Origin of the sequence: Bradyrhizobium altum, from assembly GCF_020889705.1 — a bacterium.
Classification (GTDB): Bacteria; Pseudomonadota; Alphaproteobacteria; order Rhizobiales; family Xanthobacteraceae; genus Bradyrhizobium; species Bradyrhizobium altum.
The window spans coordinates 1-15,253 of sequence record NZ_JACMYP010000215.1 but is presented as its reverse complement, the minus strand read 5'-3'; the positions used below and the strand labels follow the sequence as shown (position 1 = coordinate 15,253).

At 62.6% G+C, this 15,253-nt stretch carries 16 protein-coding genes; 14 read left to right on the top strand and 2 right to left on the bottom strand.

Features of this window, described 5'->3' with window-relative positions:
• Window positions 1-328: 328 nt before the first annotated feature.
• The 10 genes from H8B02_RS35545 (at window position 329) to tolA (ending at window position 10,462) form a co-directional block, all read left to right on the top strand.
• Window positions 329-1,075, top strand: coding sequence for a YebC/PmpR family DNA-binding transcriptional regulator (locus H8B02_RS35545; RefSeq protein WP_229170505.1), 747 nt, complete (start codon window positions 329-331; stop codon window positions 1,073-1,075).
• Window positions 1,076-1,348: 273 nt separating this feature from the next.
• Window positions 1,349-1,876, top strand: a complete 528-nt coding sequence (gene ruvC, locus H8B02_RS35540) for a crossover junction endodeoxyribonuclease RuvC (RefSeq protein WP_229170504.1) — start codon at window positions 1,349-1,351, stop codon at window positions 1,874-1,876.
• Complete coding sequence (ruvA, locus tag H8B02_RS35535; RefSeq protein WP_229170503.1) at window positions 1,873-2,490, top strand: Holliday junction branch migration protein RuvA; 618 nt, start codon at window positions 1,873-1,875, stop codon at window positions 2,488-2,490. The genes ruvC and ruvA overlap by 4 nt, the downstream gene beginning before the upstream one ends.
• Window positions 2,487-3,536 (top strand): Holliday junction branch migration DNA helicase RuvB, encoded by a 1,050-nt coding sequence (gene ruvB / locus H8B02_RS35530; protein WP_229170502.1) that lies wholly within the window; start codon window positions 2,487-2,489, stop codon window positions 3,534-3,536. The genes ruvA and ruvB overlap by 4 nt, the downstream gene beginning before the upstream one ends.
• Window positions 3,537-3,709: 173 nt before the next feature.
• Window positions 3,710-4,627, top strand: coding sequence for a metallophosphoesterase (locus tag H8B02_RS35525; RefSeq protein ID WP_229170501.1), 918 nt, complete (start codon window positions 3,710-3,712; stop codon window positions 4,625-4,627).
• 223 nt (window positions 4,628-4,850) lie between these two features.
• Entirely contained in the window at window positions 4,851-6,743 is a 1,893-nt protein-coding gene (locus H8B02_RS35520) for an adenylate/guanylate cyclase domain-containing protein (RefSeq protein WP_229170500.1), read from the top strand.
• Window positions 6,744-6,960: 217 nt separating this feature from the next.
• Window positions 6,961-8,568, top strand: a complete 1,608-nt coding sequence (locus H8B02_RS35515; protein WP_229170499.1) for an ABC transporter substrate-binding protein — start codon at window positions 6,961-6,963, stop codon at window positions 8,566-8,568.
• A 178-nt stretch (window positions 8,569-8,746) separates the two neighbouring features.
• Complete coding sequence (gene ybgC, locus H8B02_RS35510) at window positions 8,747-9,196, top strand: tol-pal system-associated acyl-CoA thioesterase (RefSeq protein WP_021076499.1); 450 nt, start codon at window positions 8,747-8,749, stop codon at window positions 9,194-9,196.
• A gap of 86 nt (window positions 9,197-9,282) precedes the next feature.
• Window positions 9,283-9,750 carry a nuclear transport factor 2 family protein gene (locus H8B02_RS35505; RefSeq protein WP_223966795.1) on the top strand — a complete coding sequence of 156 codons (468 nt, stop codon included), beginning with the start codon at window positions 9,283-9,285 and terminating at the stop codon, window positions 9,748-9,750.
• Window positions 9,751-10,084: 334 nt separating this feature from the next.
• The gene (gene tolA, locus H8B02_RS35500) at window positions 10,085-10,462 is read left to right on the top strand and encodes a cell envelope integrity protein TolA (protein ID WP_229170498.1); all 378 of its coding nucleotides are present in this window, start codon (window positions 10,085-10,087) and stop codon (window positions 10,460-10,462) included.
• Window positions 10,463-10,779: 317 nt separating this feature from the next.
• On the opposite strand, the gene H8B02_RS35495 is transcribed toward tolA, so the two are convergent.
• Complete coding sequence (locus tag H8B02_RS35495) at window positions 10,780-11,424, bottom strand: glutathione binding-like protein (RefSeq protein WP_229170497.1); 645 nt, start codon at window positions 11,422-11,424, stop codon at window positions 10,780-10,782.
• A gap of 98 nt (window positions 11,425-11,522) precedes the next feature.
• On the opposite strand from H8B02_RS35495, the gene H8B02_RS35490 reads away from it, so the two are divergent.
• The 4 genes from H8B02_RS35490 to H8B02_RS35475 all read left to right on the top strand — a co-directional run bounded on the left by H8B02_RS35490 (window position 11,523) and on the right by H8B02_RS35475 (window position 13,900).
• Entirely contained in the window at window positions 11,523-12,182 is a 660-nt protein-coding gene (locus H8B02_RS35490) for a TetR/AcrR family transcriptional regulator (protein ID WP_229170496.1), read from the top strand.
• Between the two features lie 91 nt (window positions 12,183-12,273).
• The gene (locus H8B02_RS35485; protein ID WP_229170495.1) at window positions 12,274-12,924 is read left to right on the top strand and encodes a dihydrofolate reductase family protein; all 651 of its coding nucleotides are present in this window, start codon (window positions 12,274-12,276) and stop codon (window positions 12,922-12,924) included.
• A gap of 99 nt (window positions 12,925-13,023) precedes the next feature.
• Window positions 13,024-13,428: an ArsR/SmtB family transcription factor gene (locus H8B02_RS35480; RefSeq protein ID WP_229170494.1), complete on the top strand. Its 405-nt coding sequence runs from the start codon at window positions 13,024-13,026 to the stop codon at window positions 13,426-13,428.
• Window positions 13,421-13,900, top strand: coding sequence for an SRPBCC domain-containing protein (locus H8B02_RS35475; RefSeq protein WP_229170493.1), 480 nt, complete (start codon window positions 13,421-13,423; stop codon window positions 13,898-13,900). Before H8B02_RS35480 ends, H8B02_RS35475 begins: the two co-directional genes overlap by 8 nt.
• Window positions 13,901-14,055: 155 nt before the next feature.
• Here the strand turns inward: H8B02_RS35475 and H8B02_RS35470 are convergent, their stop codons facing one another.
• Complete coding sequence (locus H8B02_RS35470; RefSeq protein WP_229170492.1) at window positions 14,056-15,021, bottom strand: 2-hydroxyacid dehydrogenase; 966 nt, start codon at window positions 15,019-15,021, stop codon at window positions 14,056-14,058.
• Between the last annotated feature and the right edge of the window lie 232 nt (window positions 15,022-15,253).

Sequence of the window (15,253 nt, the reverse complement as noted above, 5' to 3'; positions counted from 1 at the left end):
CTTGGCCGAATCAGTCTCGGCCGAGACATCAGCCGCGGCGGCCGCGGTTGGAACCTGCGGCGCGGCCGCCTCCGGCACTTGCTTTCGAAACAAACCGAACGCCATGGGGGCTCTGTGGGGCTGTTGGAAGTTGCCTTGGAAAGTTGCGGCGCGACGGGGCGATCCTCGCATCCGGGCATGAAGTCATGGTTAACAAGTGCCTCATATTCCGGCTTGCGGTAGTATTCCGGGGCCAGATGGCCCCCGCCGACCTTTGATTTTGACCGCCAGGGGCCTATAAGGCCGCGTTTTCCACCCCTGTTGAACCCTACGCTCGAAGAGACGTCGCATGGCCGGCCATTCCCAATTCAAGAACATCATGCACCGCAAGGGCCGGCAGGATGCCCAGAGGTCGAAGCTTTTCGGCAAACTGGCCCGCGAAATCACCGTGGCGGCCAAGCTCGGCACCCCGGACCCGGCGATGAACCCGCGGCTGCGCGCCGCCGTGGTCGCAGCCCGCGCCGAGAACATGCCCAAGGACAATATCGACCGCGCCATCAAGAAGGCCCTGGGCAATGAGGGCGAGAACTATGACGAGATCCGGTACGAGGGCTATGGCCCCGGCGGCGTCGCCGTGATCGTCGAGGCACTGACCGACAACCGCAACCGCGCCGCCTCCGACATCCGCTCCTTCTTTACCAAGTCGGGCGGCAATCTCGGCGAAACCGGTTCGGTCGCCTTCATGTTCGATCACACCGGCATCATCGAATACGACGCCAAGGTCGCCTCCGACGACGCCATGCTGGACGCCGCGATCGAGGCCGGCGCCGACGACGTGGTCTCCAGCGAAGCCGGTCACGAGGTCTACGCCTCGCAGGAGACCTTCCGCGAGGTCGCAAAGGCACTGGAAGCGAAGTTCGGCGAGCCGCGCAAGGCAGCGCTGACCTGGAAGCCGCAGAACACCGTCGCGGTCGACGACGAGACCGGCGAAAAGCTGTTGAAGCTGATGGACCTGCTCAACGAGCACGACGACGTGCAGAACGTGTACGCCAATTTCGAGGTGTCCGACGCGCTGCTCGCGAGGATGGGCGGGTAAGAGCCTCGTTCATCGCTCCAAACACCGCTGTCATCGCCCGGCTTGCCGCCTCCGCTGAAGCTTCGGCGTGCGAAGCCTCGGCATAGACGGGACCGGGCGATCCAGTATCCCAGAGACCTGCGTTTGATCCGCGAAGCCGCGGCGTACTGGATCCCCGCTTTCGCGGGGATGACGAGCAGGGCTGAATGACGAGCACGGTGCGATGACACGCGGAGCGGGGGACGAACCTCCGTTTGTGTTTCGTTCTCCCGGCCCAGGCGGTATCACTACCCCATGACATCGCAGCCGATTCGCTCTCCCATCCGCATCATCGGTATCGATCCGGGTCTCCGCCGCACCGGCTGGGGCGTGATCGAGACCGAAGGCAATCGTCTGGTCTATATCGCCTGCGGTTCGGTCGAGCCGCCGGGCGATTTGCCGCTGGCGAGCCGGCTGCTCGCAATCCATGAGGGGCTTGCCGCCGTGCTCGGCGACTACAGGCCGGCGGAGGCCGCGGTCGAGCAGACCTTCGTCAACAAGGACGGCGTTGCCACGCTGAAGCTCGGCCAGGCCCGTGGCGTCGCCATGCTGGCGCCCGCAATGTTCGGTATCTCGGTCGCCGAATACGCGCCGAACCAGGTCAAGAAGACCGTGGTCGGCGCCGGACATGCCGAGAAGAACCAGATCCAGGTGATGCTGAAGATCTTGTTGCCGAAAGCCGAGCCGCCGTCCGCCGACGCCGCCGACGCGCTCGCGGTCGCGATCACCCACGCGCATCACCGCCAGAGCACCGCGCTGCGCCTCAGGGTGGCGAACCTATGATCGGCAAGCTGAAGGGCCTGATCGATTCCTATGGCGAGGATTACGTGATCCTCGATGTCGGCGGCGTCGGCTATCAGGTGCATTGCGCCAGCCGCACGCTGCAGGCGCTGCCACAGCCGGGCGGCGCGGCCGTGCTCTCGATCGAGACCTATGTCCGCGAGGACCAGATCAAGCTGTTCGGATTCCGCAGCGATCTTGAGCGCGAGTGGTTTCGTCTGTTGCAGACCGTGCAGGGCGTCGGCGCCAAGGTCGCGCTTGCGGTGCTCAGCACGTTGCCGCCGACCGATCTCGCCAATGCCATCGCGCTGCGCGACAAGGCGGCCGTCGCGCGCACCCCGGGCGTCGGGCCGAAGGTCGCCGAGCGCATCGTCAGCGAATTGAAGGACAAGGCGCCGGGCTTTGCCGATGTCGATCCCGCGGTGGTGCAGCTCTCAGGCGCGATCGACAACAACCGCGCGCCGCGCCCGGTCACCGACGCGATCTCCGCGCTGGTCAATCTCGGCTACGGCCAGCCGCAGGCCGCCGCCGCCATCGCCGCCGCCTCGCGCAGCGCCGGTGAGAAGGCCGAGACCGCGCAACTGATCCGGCTGGGGCTTAAGGAATTGTCGAAGTGAACACGCCCTCGCGCATCGTCACGCCCGAACGCCGCTCCGACGATGTCGGCGACACCGCGCTGCGTCCGCAATCGCTGACGGAGTTCGTCGGCCAGGCCCAGGCGCGCAAGAATCTCTCGATCTTCATCGAGGCGGCGAAGAAGCGCGGCGAGGCGCTCGACCACGTGCTGTTCGTCGGCCCGCCCGGCCTCGGCAAGACCACGCTGGCGCAGATCGTCGCGCGCGAGCTTGGTGTCGGCTTCCGGGCCACTTCCGGTCCTGTGATCGCGAAGGCCGGCGATCTCGCGGCGCTGCTCACCAATCTGGAAGAGCGCGACGTGCTGTTCATCGACGAGATCCATCGCCTCAGCCCGGCGGTCGAGGAAGTGCTCTATCCCGCGATGGAGGATTTTCAGCTCGATTTGATCATCGGCGAAGGCCCTGCGGCGCGCTCGGTGAAGATCGAACTGTCGAAATTCACCCTCGTCGGCGCGACGACGCGTGCGGGGCTGCTCACCAATCCGCTGCGCGACCGCTTCGGCATTCCGATCCGGCTCAACTTCTACACCGAGGAAGAGTTGGAGAAGATCGTCACCCGCGGCGCCCGCGTGCTCAACATCGGCATGAGCCCCGATGGCGCCAACGAGATCGCGCGCCGCGCCCGCGGCACGCCGCGCATCGCCGGCCGCCTCTTGCGCCGCGTGCGCGATTTTGCCTCCGCCGCGGATGCCGATTCCATCGACCGCGGCATCGCCGACCGCGCGCTGAGTGCGCTCGAAGTCGACAGCGCTGGGCTCGATGCGATGGACCGGCGCTATCTCACCACCATCGCCCTGAACTATGGCGGCGGCCCGGTCGGCGTCGAGACCATGGCGGCGGCGCTGTCGGAGCCGCGCGATGCGATCGAGGACATCATCGAGCCGTATCTGATCCAGTGCGGCTATTTGCAGCGCACCCCGCGCGGGCGGCTCCTGACCTCGCATGCCTTCCGCCATCTCGGTCTCGCCGAGCCGAACCGCGATCCCTCGCAATTCGGCCTGTTCGGCGGCAATGGCGATGAAGACTGAGCCTCCTCGCTCTCGAATACGTGAACAGACGTGTTGACTCAGCGCATCGCGCTGCACGGTAACCTTGCCCGCTAACCATTGCGACATCTCTGCAGGCCGTCTGCACAAACGCGGCCCAATTTCGCTCCAATCAAAGGGCCTATCATGGACCAGGCATCACCGATCAAGTGTCCATGATTTCACGTCGACATTTTCTGCGCACCGCCGGCGGATTGACCGCCGCCACCGCCTCGACCGCGGCCTATGGCCTGAGCGAGCCGGTCGTCCGCCTCACGCTGACGCGCTACGATCTATCACCGCGGCAATGGCCTTCGGACTTCCCGCTCAAGATCGCCGCCCTCGCCGACATTCATGCCTGCGATCCCTGGATGTCGCTCGATCGCATCGCTGAGATCGTCGAGCGCACCAACGCGCTGAACCCCGACATCATCGTGCTGCTCGGCGACTATGTCGCCGGGCTGCGCCACGTCACCCGCTTCATTCCGGCCTCGGAATGGGCCGCGGTGCTGAAGGACCTGAAAGCGCCGCTCGGCGTCCATGCCGTGCTCGGCAATCACGATTACTGGGAAGACAAGGCGGTGCAGCGCCTGGGGCAGGGCACTCCCGTCGCGCGCCGCGCGCTGGAGCGCGCCGGCATTCCGGTCTACGAGAACGACGCGGTGCGGCTCACCAAGGATAACCGTCCGTTCTGGCTCGCCGGTCTCGGCGACCAACTCGCCTATCTGCCGGCGCGGCGCTATCGCGAGGTCCGGCGCATCGGCGTCGACGATCTCAACGCGATGCTCGAAAAAGTCACTGACGACGCACCGGTGATCCTGCTCGCGCATGAGCCCGACGTCGCGCTCCGCGTGCCCTCGCGCGTCGCGCTGCAGCTGTCCGGCCACACCCATGGCGGCCAGATCCGGCTGCTCGGCTGGTCGCCGGCGGTGCCGGTGAAGCACGGCATGCGGCTCGCCTATGGCCACATCAAGCTGAAATGCGACGTCGTCGTTTCCGGCGGCCTCGGCTGCAGCATCATGCCGTTCCGCCTCGGCGTGCCGCCCGAGATCGTGCAGGTCACGCTCGGTGCAAAGGGGTCAGTGGTGTCCTGATCACTCAGGCTGCGTACGCTTAAAGGCGAACGACGACGCTTGGAGATCAGCTGCTGGGGGAGTGCCTTCAAACGAGGCATCCTTCAGCAGGGCATTCACGTGGCGTCACCCAAACGGGTGTTGTGCAGTCACGCTAGACCTCGGCAGGTGACAACATCGGCCTGCTCCTGTAAAAACATTTGGTCCCGATGCCGTGGGAAGGAGGTGCCCTGTGAAACGCAGGATGACAGCCGTCCTGCTGGCGGATGTCGTTGGCTACAGTCGGCTTATGTCGACCGACGAGGACGCCACCCACGTAATGCTGGCCGAATGTTTCGGCGGCTTGGTCGAACCCAAAATTTCCGAGCATGGTGGTCGCCTGATCCGATCCAGCGGCGATGGATTACTTGTCGAATTTGGCAGCGCTCTGGATGCCGTACGTTGCGGTATCGAAATTCAGCAGGAATTGAACAAGCGCAATGCCAGTGCCGCCCCCGAGCGCCGGTTCCAAATGCGCATCGGCGTAAATGCCGGTGACGTCATTTTCGACGAGCGCGATATCTACGGAAACAGCGTCAATATTGCAGCCCGTCTGGAGACTCTCGCCGAGCCAGGCGAGCTATTTGTTGCCAATACTGTTCGGGATCAACTCCTGGGTCATCCGGAACTCGCATTTGAGGACAGGGGTCGTTACCGGCTCAAGAACATAGACCCTCCGATTCAGGTCTATCGGGTCACGCGGGCCGAGGAGCAAACCAAATCCCTTGTGGGGCGAATGCGTCTGGCCGCGCGCCGAGCTATCGCACTTCCTCCGATGCGTCGTGCGGCGGTTGCTGCATTTGCTGTAATACTGGCCGTCGCGACGATTGCAGGCACTGTGCCGTTTTGGCATGGTCAAAAAGCGCAATCTGCTCAAGCTTCCATTATGGTCATGCCGTTTCGCAGCATGAGCAATGATCCGCAGGAGGGCTATTTCGCCGATGCGGTCACCGACGATCTAACCACGCACCTTTCCCGCTTGGCCGATACTGTGGTGATTGCGCGTGCTACGGCTTTCACTTACAAAGGCAAGGATGTCGACGCTCGACAGATCGGACATGACTGCGACGTTCGATATCTCTTGGAAGGCAGCATCCGGAAAATCGGTACCAAGGTGCAAGCTAACGCGCATCTTGTAGATGCGCGCTCCGCCAGAGCTATTTGGGCGGATCAATTTGATACTGATGTTACAGACCTTTTCGAATTGCAAGAAGTTGTAACGGGTCGAATCGCCTCGTCACTCGGAGTTCAACTGGTCAAGGCCGAGAGCCGTCGACGTGATCGGTCAGGAGATTCCAATGCAATTGATATGAGGTTACATGCCATGGCTATTATCATTGACTCGATTACTCCGCAGCACAATCTTATCGCACGCAAGTATCTTCAAGAGTCTCTGCAGCTGAGCCCGCAATCGGCCATCGCCTGGAGCCAACTGGCAGATGTCTTGATGCGTGACTATTTGAATCGCTGGAACGAAGCTGGTGGAACAGATTCCAACGCGCGCATTGAGCTACTGAACCAGGCCGAGCATGCGCTGCAACAGGCATTCAGTCTCGACCCGACCATCGCCTTGAGCCACATGGATGATGGCTTTATTCGTCGCGCGAAGGGGGATCATCAAGGAGCCCTGGATGCTTTTGAACGGGCGCTTGCCCTCGATCCCAATCTTGCTCTCGCATATGCTCAGAAAGCCAATCAACTTGTCCTGACGGGGCGTCCCAAGGAAGCGCCTCCGCTGGTGTTGAAGGCGATCAGACTCAGTCCTCGCGATCCTGCCAGGAGTGTATTTTCCTGGGTCTTGGGGCGCGCGTATTTCGCGATGGGAAACTATGATGACGCCATTGTCTGGCTTCGCAGAGCGGTTGAGGAGAGACGCACGGTTTGGTTCAGTCGAGCGCATTTGGTGAGCGCCTTTGCGCTAGCCGGAAAGCAAACCGAAGCGGTTGACGCGTTGAATGATTTCAACAGCGCACTGCCGGGTTACACTCTGGCGCGCATCCGCGACATCTATTCCCAAGAAATTCCAAATCAGCATCTAGCGTTTCAGGCTACCTTGAATGAGCTCTTTAAGGGATTGCAGTTGGCGGGGATGAAATAATCGACCTGAGCCGATCGAAAAGGTCGGCTCATGGGTATTCATTTCCGCTCGCGGCGCAGCGAGCGCGCTCGGCGCGGCATCCGACGGATGAGTGCGGAAAAGGTGCCGGGGGAAATTTCTGCATATGATCGCTGGTGCGGTGTTCTGCCCAATCAAGCCCGCACACACAGCTCAGTCCGAAGCTGAGGATTGACCAGTCGATGTCGGGAGACATCTGATGCTTCAGATATCACGTCGGAAACTTTGCACTGCGGTGTCAGTTGGCGCGTTGTCGACAATGTTCGCTTCGGCGCAGCTAATCTCGTCCCCGGTGCATGCGAAGACACTCACTGCAGTGATGCATTCCGATCTGCGCATCCTCGACCCGGGGTTTACCGGGGCGTATATTACGCGCGATCACGGCTACATGATCTTTGACACTTTGCTCGCCACCGACTCCAACTTCAAAATCCAGCCTCAGATGGCGGATTGGAAGGTCTCCGACGACAAGCTCACCTATACCTTCACCCTCCGCGACGGACTTAAATGGCATGATGGCAGCCCGGTCACCGCGGAAGACTGTGTTGCGTCGCTCAAGCGCTGGAGCAAGAACGAGACCATGGGTCAGACGCTGATGGATTTCACGGCCAGCATTGAGGCGACTGACGACAGAACCATCACTCTGAAACTGAAAGAGCCTTACGGCTTAGTGCTGGAATCGATTGGAAAGCCTTCATCGATTGTTCCGTTTATGATGCCCAAGCGTCTGGCCGAAACGCCGGCGGGCCAGCAAATCAGGGAGCAGATCGGCTCCGGTCCCTTCAAGTTCGTTCAGTCCGAATTCCAGCCCGGCGTGAAGGCCGTCTATGAGAAAAACGCGGATTACGTGCCACGCAAGGAGCCGCCGAACTGGACGTCGGGCGGCAAAATCGTGAAGGTCGATCGCGTCGAATGGATCAGGATGCCGGACGCCCAGACCGCCGTGAACGCACTGCAATCCGGCGACATCGACTTCGTGGAGACTATCCCCTTCGATCTCGTGACGAAGTTGGCTGCCAACCAGGACTTGAAGCTTGAAACCCTGGACGCACATGGCTTCCAGATCGTCGGACGCATGAATTTTCTCTACCCGCCGTTTGATAACGTCCTGGTGCGCCGCGCGGCGTTGCTGGCGCTGAACCAGAAGGATGTGCTGGACGCACTGGTCGGAAATCCAGAATATTACCGGGTATGTGGCGCGGTCTTCGGTTGTGATACGCCGCTGGCCACTGATGCCGGCTCGGAATCGCTAGTGGAAGGCAATGGCATCGCAGAAGCGACGAAGCTGCTTACCGAATCCGGCTACGACGGCACGCCCGTTGTGATCATGGCGCCCGGTGATGTCTCGGTTTTCAAGGCACAGCCAATCGTCGCGGCCCAACTGCTGCGAAGGGCTGGTTTCAACGTGGACCTGCAAGCGACCGATTGGCAAACAGTGGTTTCCCGTCGCGCCAGCCAGAAGCCGCCTAAAGAGGGCGGCTGGAATATGTTTTTCACCAACTTCATCATTGCCGATGTTGTGGACCCCGTTGTCAACATATTGGTCAACGGTCGAGGCAGGAACGGCGGTTGGTTTGGTTGGCCGGAATCGACTCGGCTTGAAGCGCTGAAAGACCAATTCGCGCGTGCATCTACGCCAGCCGAGCGGAAGAAGATCGCCGCAGATATCCAGGCAATCGTCTATGACCAGGTGATCTATGTCCCCCTAGGGCAATGGCGCGGGGTCGGCGCGTGGCGAAAATCGCTCTCAGGCGTGCTTGGCGGCCCTGCCACGCCGATTTTCTGGAATATCGATAAGTCGGAGTGAAGCATGTATCCTGTGGTTCAGTGCTCATTCTACGATGAGGCAATCGAGGTTGGCTACAGCCGTCGTTATGTGCACCGTTGATCGAAGGCTACATTGCATTCCATCTGGTATGGACGGATCGGATCGTGATCGTTCGTGTTCTCGACGGTCGCAGGAATATAGAGTGCGAGTTTTCTAAATGACCTTACCCCATATCGACGGCGCGATCCGCGATGGCCGACACCATATGCAGGTCCGTGTCTATTACGAGGACACCGATTTTTCCGGCATCGTCTACCACGCCAATTACCTGCGCTTCATGGAGCGCGGGCGCACCAATCATCTCCGATTGATGGGCGCCGAACAGAACGCGCTGTTTGAGGAGGCGCAGGAGGAGACCGGCGGCTTCGCCTTTGTCGTGCGCTCGATGACGCTGGACTTCCTGAAACCCGCGCGGATGGACGACATGCTCGACGTCGTGACCTGGCCGATCGCGGTGAAGGGCGCCTCCATCATGCTCGCACAGGAGGTCAGGCGCGGCGATGATGTGCTTGTGAAGGCGCAGGTGCGTGTTGCCTTCGTCAGCCAGGGCAGGGCACAGCCGATTCCGAAGTCCATTCGCGCGTTGATGAAGGCCGATCTGGCCTAGCTATCGGGTGATAGGGAATGCCCCATCGACTCTGCGTGGCGCGGCGATAGATTTGCGTGCGACCAACCAACCGCGAGGGATCGCCGATGTCACGTCCGCCGCTGCCGCCTTTCACCCGCGAGACCGCCGCGCAGAAGGCGCGCATGGCGGAGGATGCCTGGAATTCGCGCGACCCGGTTCGGGTTGCCGGCGCCTATACCGAGGACAGCCGCTGGCGCAACCGCTCCGAGGTGTTCGAGGGCCGCGAGGCGATCGTGGCCTTCCTGACCCGCAAATGGGAAAAGGAGCGGGAGTATCGCCTGATCAAGGATCTCTGGGCGTTCGACGGCAACCGCATCGCGGTGCGCTTCCAGTACGAATGGCACGACGCCGGCGGCAACTGGTTTCGCTCGTACGGCAACGAGCAGTGGGAGTTCGACGAGCACGGCCTGATGCGCCGGCGCGAGGCCTCGATCAACGATATCGCGATCGCAGAGAAGGACCGCCGCTTCCACTGGCCCGCGCCGGGCCCGCGTCCGGCCGACGTGCCGGGCCTGGGGCAGGAGCCGTTCTGATCGGCTCTTAGTTGCCCGGATGGAGCCAACGGGTCGCGCGAACGCGCGCCCGATGACAGGCTCCGCGAAATCCGGGAAAGTCTGTCCTGTTGCGAGATCGATCCCGGATTACGCTGCGCTCCATCCGGGCTACAGTCGCTTGCGCGGATTCATCGAAAACGTTTGCGCGTCTCGATGAGCACTGGTTTATGCTGGTCGGCGATTGCAACCTCACCGCGTCCGCCGGGCCCATTACATGCCAATTGAACGTTCTACCGCCGTTGCGCTCGCAGGCCTCTTGCTCGCGACTGCCCTCATAGCCGCCCCTATCGAGTCGAGCGCGGCGGAAAACAACATGCGCGGGCCCGAAACCTGGGGGGCGATGTTCAGACACCAGGTCGAGAGGTGCTGGAGGAAACCAGCACGCGACGGAAGCGATGCAGCAAATACCAAGGTCGAGATCATGATCGACCTGACGCGAGAGGGGAAGCTTGATGGGCAACCCGTCTTGGGGGCGGGGAGCACCCCTGCCACAACAGATTTTGCTCGGGCCTATCAGGCGAGCGCGCTCCGAGCGATCACTGAATGCCAGCCCTACACTTTGCCGGTCGAATACTACGATCAGTGGAAAAAATTTACGTCGGTCTTTCTTGAGACGCCACTCGGGCAGACAGGGAAGCCTGCGGGTGGGGAGCTCGACAAGCGCAAGCTTTCGATTTGCCGAGGATGCTGACCGCAAGACCTATTTCTCGTAGCCCGGATGAAGCGAAGCAAAATCCGGGACAGTCTCTCCTGTGGTGAGATACTTCCCGGATTGCGCTGCGCTCCATCCGGGCTACGGGACTTGAGGTGAGGCGCGAGCCGGGCCGTCGTGCTTCGAGGCTCGCTACGCTCGCACCTCAGCATGACGGTGACAGATTTTCGCTCCTGGCTCGAGTTACCGTGCGCGCAGCCCTATCTCCGTCATCCTGAGGCGCTCGCGGAACGCGAGCCTCGAAGGATGGACGGCCCCCGCTCGCGGGGCCGTCACCCTCGAAACGAGAATGTCTGTTACGCCGCTGCCTTGTGGCGCGCGATCTCGGCCTTGTAGAGTTCGAACTCCTCCGCGACCGCCTTGGCAACCGACGGCCTCGTGCGCAGGCGCTCATAATAGGCCTTCAGCGCGGGCCATTTCGCGAGCTCGATCGGCGGCGTCGCCATGGTCCAGTTGATGACCGTGACGAGATAGGCATCGGCGACGCTGAAATGATCGAGCAAATGCTCGCGGCCTTTCAGGTGATCCTCGACATAGTCGAGCCGCGACACGTATTTTTCCAGCGCGTAGGTCTTGGCGTCCGGCGGCGCCTTCTTGTCGAGCAGCGGCAGAAACAGGCCCTTGTGCAGCTCGGTGCCGATGAAGCACAGCCATTGATGCAGCTTTGAACGCTCGGCGTTAGACGCGGTGCCGAGGCCGGCCCGCGGGAACTGGTCGGCGACATATTGCAGGATCGCGGCGTTCTCGGTCAGCACCACGCCGTCGTCGGTGCGCAGCGTCGGCACCAGGCCAAGCGGGTTGACCTTGTTGAAGTCGGAGCCGTCGTTGCGCACCTGCTTGGTCTTCGGATCGACCTCGAGATAGTTCGCCGGCTGGCCCGCTTCATAGAGCGCGACGCGGGTCGCCATCGAGCAGGCGAGCGGCGAGAAATAAAGGTCCATTGGTGCCTCCTTGGGCGGTCTGGCGCGGATGTCCCGGCCGTTGTTGATTTTTGTACTGTCTTGGATAATATTGATACGGTCAAGGAATTAAATGCGAAATGGTACAAAAAAGTAAGAAGCCGCCATCTGCTGCCAAAATCGAGGCTCCGGTCGCACCGAAGCGGCGCGGGCGGCCGCGCGCCTATGAGCCCGAGGTCGCGCTCGGCAAGGCGCTCGATCTGTTCCGCCGCGACGGCTTCGCCGCGACCTCGCTCGATGATCTGAGTGCTGCGACCGGCATGAACCGGCCGAGCCTCTATGGCGCGTTCGGCGACAAGCGCGAGCTCTACATCAAGAGCTATCAGCGCTACCGCGACGACGCGCGCGCGGCGATGGTCGACATCTTCCGCGCCGATGCGCCGCTGCGCGAGCGGCTGGAGCGCATCTATCGGATCGCGCTCGACATCTATCTCTCCGGCGAGTCCGGCCCGCGCGGCTGCTTCACGGTGATGACGGCCGCGTCCGAGGCGGTGTCGGATCCAGGCATCCGCACCATGGTGGTGGAGGGCCTGACCGAGCTCGACAAGGCGTTCGGCATCTGCTTCCGCCATGCCAAGGAGCGCGGCGAGTTGCCTGAGGGCGCCGATCCGGCATCGCTGGCGCATCTCGCCTCCGCCACCATCCATACCATCGCGATCCGTGCCCGCGCCCGCGTGCCGCGCAAGGAACTCGAGGCGATCGTGAAAGGCGCCCTCGACGTGCTGTGCGCGGCCAAATAGTCGCGGCGAAATTTCTTACCGATCAAATGTCGGGCGCTGTTCTTCGCGCCCGTCTTCCGTAAGGTCCCTCAACTCACGGAAGCGGAATATCATGGGAAAAGTCAGGACTTCGGCATTCTCGGTCTCGATCGACGGATTTGGTGCCGCGCCACGGCAGAGCCTCGAAAATCCATTCGGCGAAGGTGGTATGGTGCTGCCTGCCTGGTTCCTCGGGACGCGGACGTTTCGCCAGACGTTCGGCCAGGATGGCGGCAGCACCGGTCTCGATGACGAGATCGCGCGCAAATCGATGGAAAATATCGGCGCCTGGATTTTGGGCCGTAACATGTTCGGCCCGATCCGCGGGCCGTGGCCGGATGATGCCTGGAAAGGCTGGTGGGGCGACAATCCGCCGTATCACACGCCGGTGTTCGTGCTGACCCATCACGCGCGGCCTGACATCGAGATGGAAGGCGGGACGACGTTTCACTTCGTGACATCAGGTATTGCCGAAGCGCTCGAGCGCGCGCGCGATGTTGCGCAGGGCAAGGACATCAGGGTCGGCGGCGGCGTTTCGCTGGTGCGCCAGTTCCTGCAAGCGCGTTTGCTCGACGAGCTGCAATTGGCGCTGTCGCCGGTGCTGCTCGGCTCGGGCGAGAATCTGTTCGCGGGCCTCGATCTGCCTGCGCTCGGGTATGCCGTCATCTCGCATGTCGCGAGCCCGAACGCCACGCACGTCACCTTCGCGCGCCAGACATTCTGAACGGTTCACGCCTGCGTCAGCGGCCAAAAATTGGCCGTTGACGCGAGCGCCGTTTGGTCGTACTTAACCCAAAGGTTATTTAACCGATGAGCTAAGTAGATGCCGCTCGACCCCCTCAGTTCGACCTTCGCGGCGCTGGCCGATCCGACCCGGCGCGCGATCCTGGCGCGGCTCGCGCTCGGAGAGACCTCGGTGATGGAGCTGGCAAAGCCGTTCGACATGAGCCTGCCGGCGATCTCCAAGCACCTGAAGGTGCTGGAGCATGCCGGGTTGATCTCGCGCGGGCGCGAGGCGCAGTGGCGGCCGTGCCGCATCGCGCCTGCCTCGTTCAAGCAGGTCGACGGCTGGCTCGGGAATTTCCGCCGCTTCTGGGACGAGAGCTTCAACCGCCTCGACGGCCTACTCGAGGAGATGAAGGCGGAGGAGGCCGCGAAGGCCCCGCCGCGCAGCAACCGTAAAGTCAGAGTAAAGAAGGAGAAGCAACGTGGACGCATGCGTGGATAGGACGCTGAGGATCACGACCCCGTCGGATTTCGAGTTCGCCATGACGCGCCAGTTCGACGCGCCGCGGCGCTTCGTGTTTGACGCCATGACGAAGCCCGAATACGTCGTGCGTTGGCTCGGCTGCGAGCAGCTCACAATGCCGGTGTGCGAGATCGACCTGCGCGTCGGCGGCGCCTATCGGTTCGTGTTCCGGTCGTCCGACGCCGTCGAGCACATCCTCACCGGCACCTATCGCGAAGTGGTGCGCCCGGAGCGGCTGGCATTCGGCGAGACCTTTGCGATGCCGGGCTTCACCAGCGACGAATATCTGGTCACCTCGACCTTCGTCGAGGAAGGCGGAACGACCACGCTGACGACCACCATTCGCCATCCCACCAAGGAGGCGCGTGACGGCCATCTCAATTCCGGCATCGACAAGGGCGTCGAGCCCGCCTACGACCGGCTCGCGGAGATCGTTGCCGAGATGGGGTGACAAGCGGCCTCTCCACTTGTCGTCCCGGCGAAAGCCGGGACCCTTAACCACAGGACTTTGTTGTTGGACAAAGCTGTGGCCCCAGCTATCTCGATCACGAACGCCTGTGGTTATGGGTCCCGGGTCGCGCTTCGCTTGCCCGGGACGACACCGAATTAATACCCCCGCTTGCGGTCGACGAGATTCTCCAGCGCGCCGCCTTGCTCGAAGCGCCCGATCTGCTGCGCGACGTATTTCGAGATCTCATCGGCGTCGGTATCGGCGGCGTTGTGCGGCGTCAGCACCACCTTGGGATGGCTCCAGAACGGGCTGCCTTGTGGCAGCGGCTCGGTTTCGTAGACGTCGAGCGAGGCAGCGCCCAGCGTGCCGTCGTCGAGCGCGCGCAGGATGTCTCCCTCGTTCTGCAAGCCGCCGCGGCCGGCATTGACGATCACGGGCGCGCCGAGCGGGCTCTCGCGGTTGAGCTTTGCGAACACGTCGCGGTTCAGCACGTGGCGCGTGTCCGGCGTCAGCGGCAGCAGGCAGACCAGGATGTTGGTCTCGCGCAGAAACGCGTCCAGCCCCTCAGTGCCGTGGTGACAGGCGATGCCGTCGATCCGCTTCTCGCTGCGGCTCCAGCCGACGACGCGGAAGCCAAGCGCGCGCAGCGCGTGTGCCGAGGCCGCGCCGAGCGTGCCGAGCCCCATGATGCCGACCGTGATCGCGCCCGCCGCCCACTGATATTTCGGCGCCCAGCGCCTTAATCGTTGCGACTCCCGCAGATAGAGCTCCTGGCGGTGATGCATCAACACATGCAGCACGACATATTCGGTCATGCGATCGGTGAGGTCGCCGACCGCGACCCGCACCAACGGCACGTCGGGCAGCGAGCGGTCGGCCATCAGCGCGTCGACGCCGGCGCCGAGGTTGAAGATGACGCGCAGGTTCTTGAACGCCGCGAGCTCGCCCGGCTTCGGCTTCCACACCGCGGCATAGTGCACCTCGGCGGGATCGAGCGCCCCATCCGGCAGCAGCACCACGCGGCGGTCCGGGCAGACCGTGTCGAACCGCGCTTTCCAGCGCGCTGACGACCAGTTTTCCGAGCCGCCATTGATTAGCAGCGCCAGTGCGCCCTTACCCATCCGGATACCTCCAATTTCAATGTGATATGCATCACAGAGCGGGGCCGGCCCGCTCCCTAGTCTCCTGCCATCAACCGGGGAGAACTTCCATGCACAAGCTGATCCTGACCGCGGCTTTCATCGTAGCCGCCGCCACCACCGCGCACGCCGGCCAGAGCCGCGGCCTCGTGCTCGCAAATGCCGACACTCCCGCCCAGGCGCAACCGGCCGTTGCGCCCGCGCAGGCCGAGGC

Coding starts and splice junctions, on each gene's coding strand:
- H8B02_RS35545 (WP_229170505.1), top strand. CDS start 329: ATGGCCGGCCATTCCCAATTCAAGAACATCATGCACCGCAAGGGCCGG.
- ruvC (WP_229170504.1), top strand. CDS start 1,349: ATGACATCGCAGCCGATTCGCTCTCCCATCCGCATCATCGGTATCGAT.
- ruvA (WP_229170503.1), top strand. CDS start 1,873: ATGATCGGCAAGCTGAAGGGCCTGATCGATTCCTATGGCGAGGATTAC.
- H8B02_RS35525 (WP_229170501.1), top strand. CDS start 3,710: ATGATTTCACGTCGACATTTTCTGCGCACCGCCGGCGGATTGACCGCC.
- H8B02_RS35520 (WP_229170500.1), top strand. CDS start 4,851: ATGACAGCCGTCCTGCTGGCGGATGTCGTTGGCTACAGTCGGCTTATG.
- H8B02_RS35515 (WP_229170499.1), top strand. CDS start 6,961: ATGCTTCAGATATCACGTCGGAAACTTTGCACTGCGGTGTCAGTTGGC.
- ybgC (WP_021076499.1), top strand. CDS start 8,747: ATGACCTTACCCCATATCGACGGCGCGATCCGCGATGGCCGACACCAT.
- H8B02_RS35505 (WP_223966795.1), top strand. CDS start 9,283: ATGTCACGTCCGCCGCTGCCGCCTTTCACCCGCGAGACCGCCGCGCAG.
- tolA (WP_229170498.1), top strand. CDS start 10,085: ATGCGCGGGCCCGAAACCTGGGGGGCGATGTTCAGACACCAGGTCGAG.
- H8B02_RS35495 (WP_229170497.1), bottom strand. CDS start 11,424: ATGGACCTTTATTTCTCGCCGCTCGCCTGCTCGATGGCGACCCGCGTC.
- H8B02_RS35490 (WP_229170496.1), top strand. CDS start 11,523: ATGGTACAAAAAAGTAAGAAGCCGCCATCTGCTGCCAAAATCGAGGCT.
- H8B02_RS35485 (WP_229170495.1), top strand. CDS start 12,274: ATGGGAAAAGTCAGGACTTCGGCATTCTCGGTCTCGATCGACGGATTT.
- H8B02_RS35480 (WP_229170494.1), top strand. CDS start 13,024: ATGCCGCTCGACCCCCTCAGTTCGACCTTCGCGGCGCTGGCCGATCCG.
- H8B02_RS35470 (WP_229170492.1), bottom strand. CDS start 15,021: ATGGGTAAGGGCGCACTGGCGCTGCTAATCAATGGCGGCTCGGAAAAC.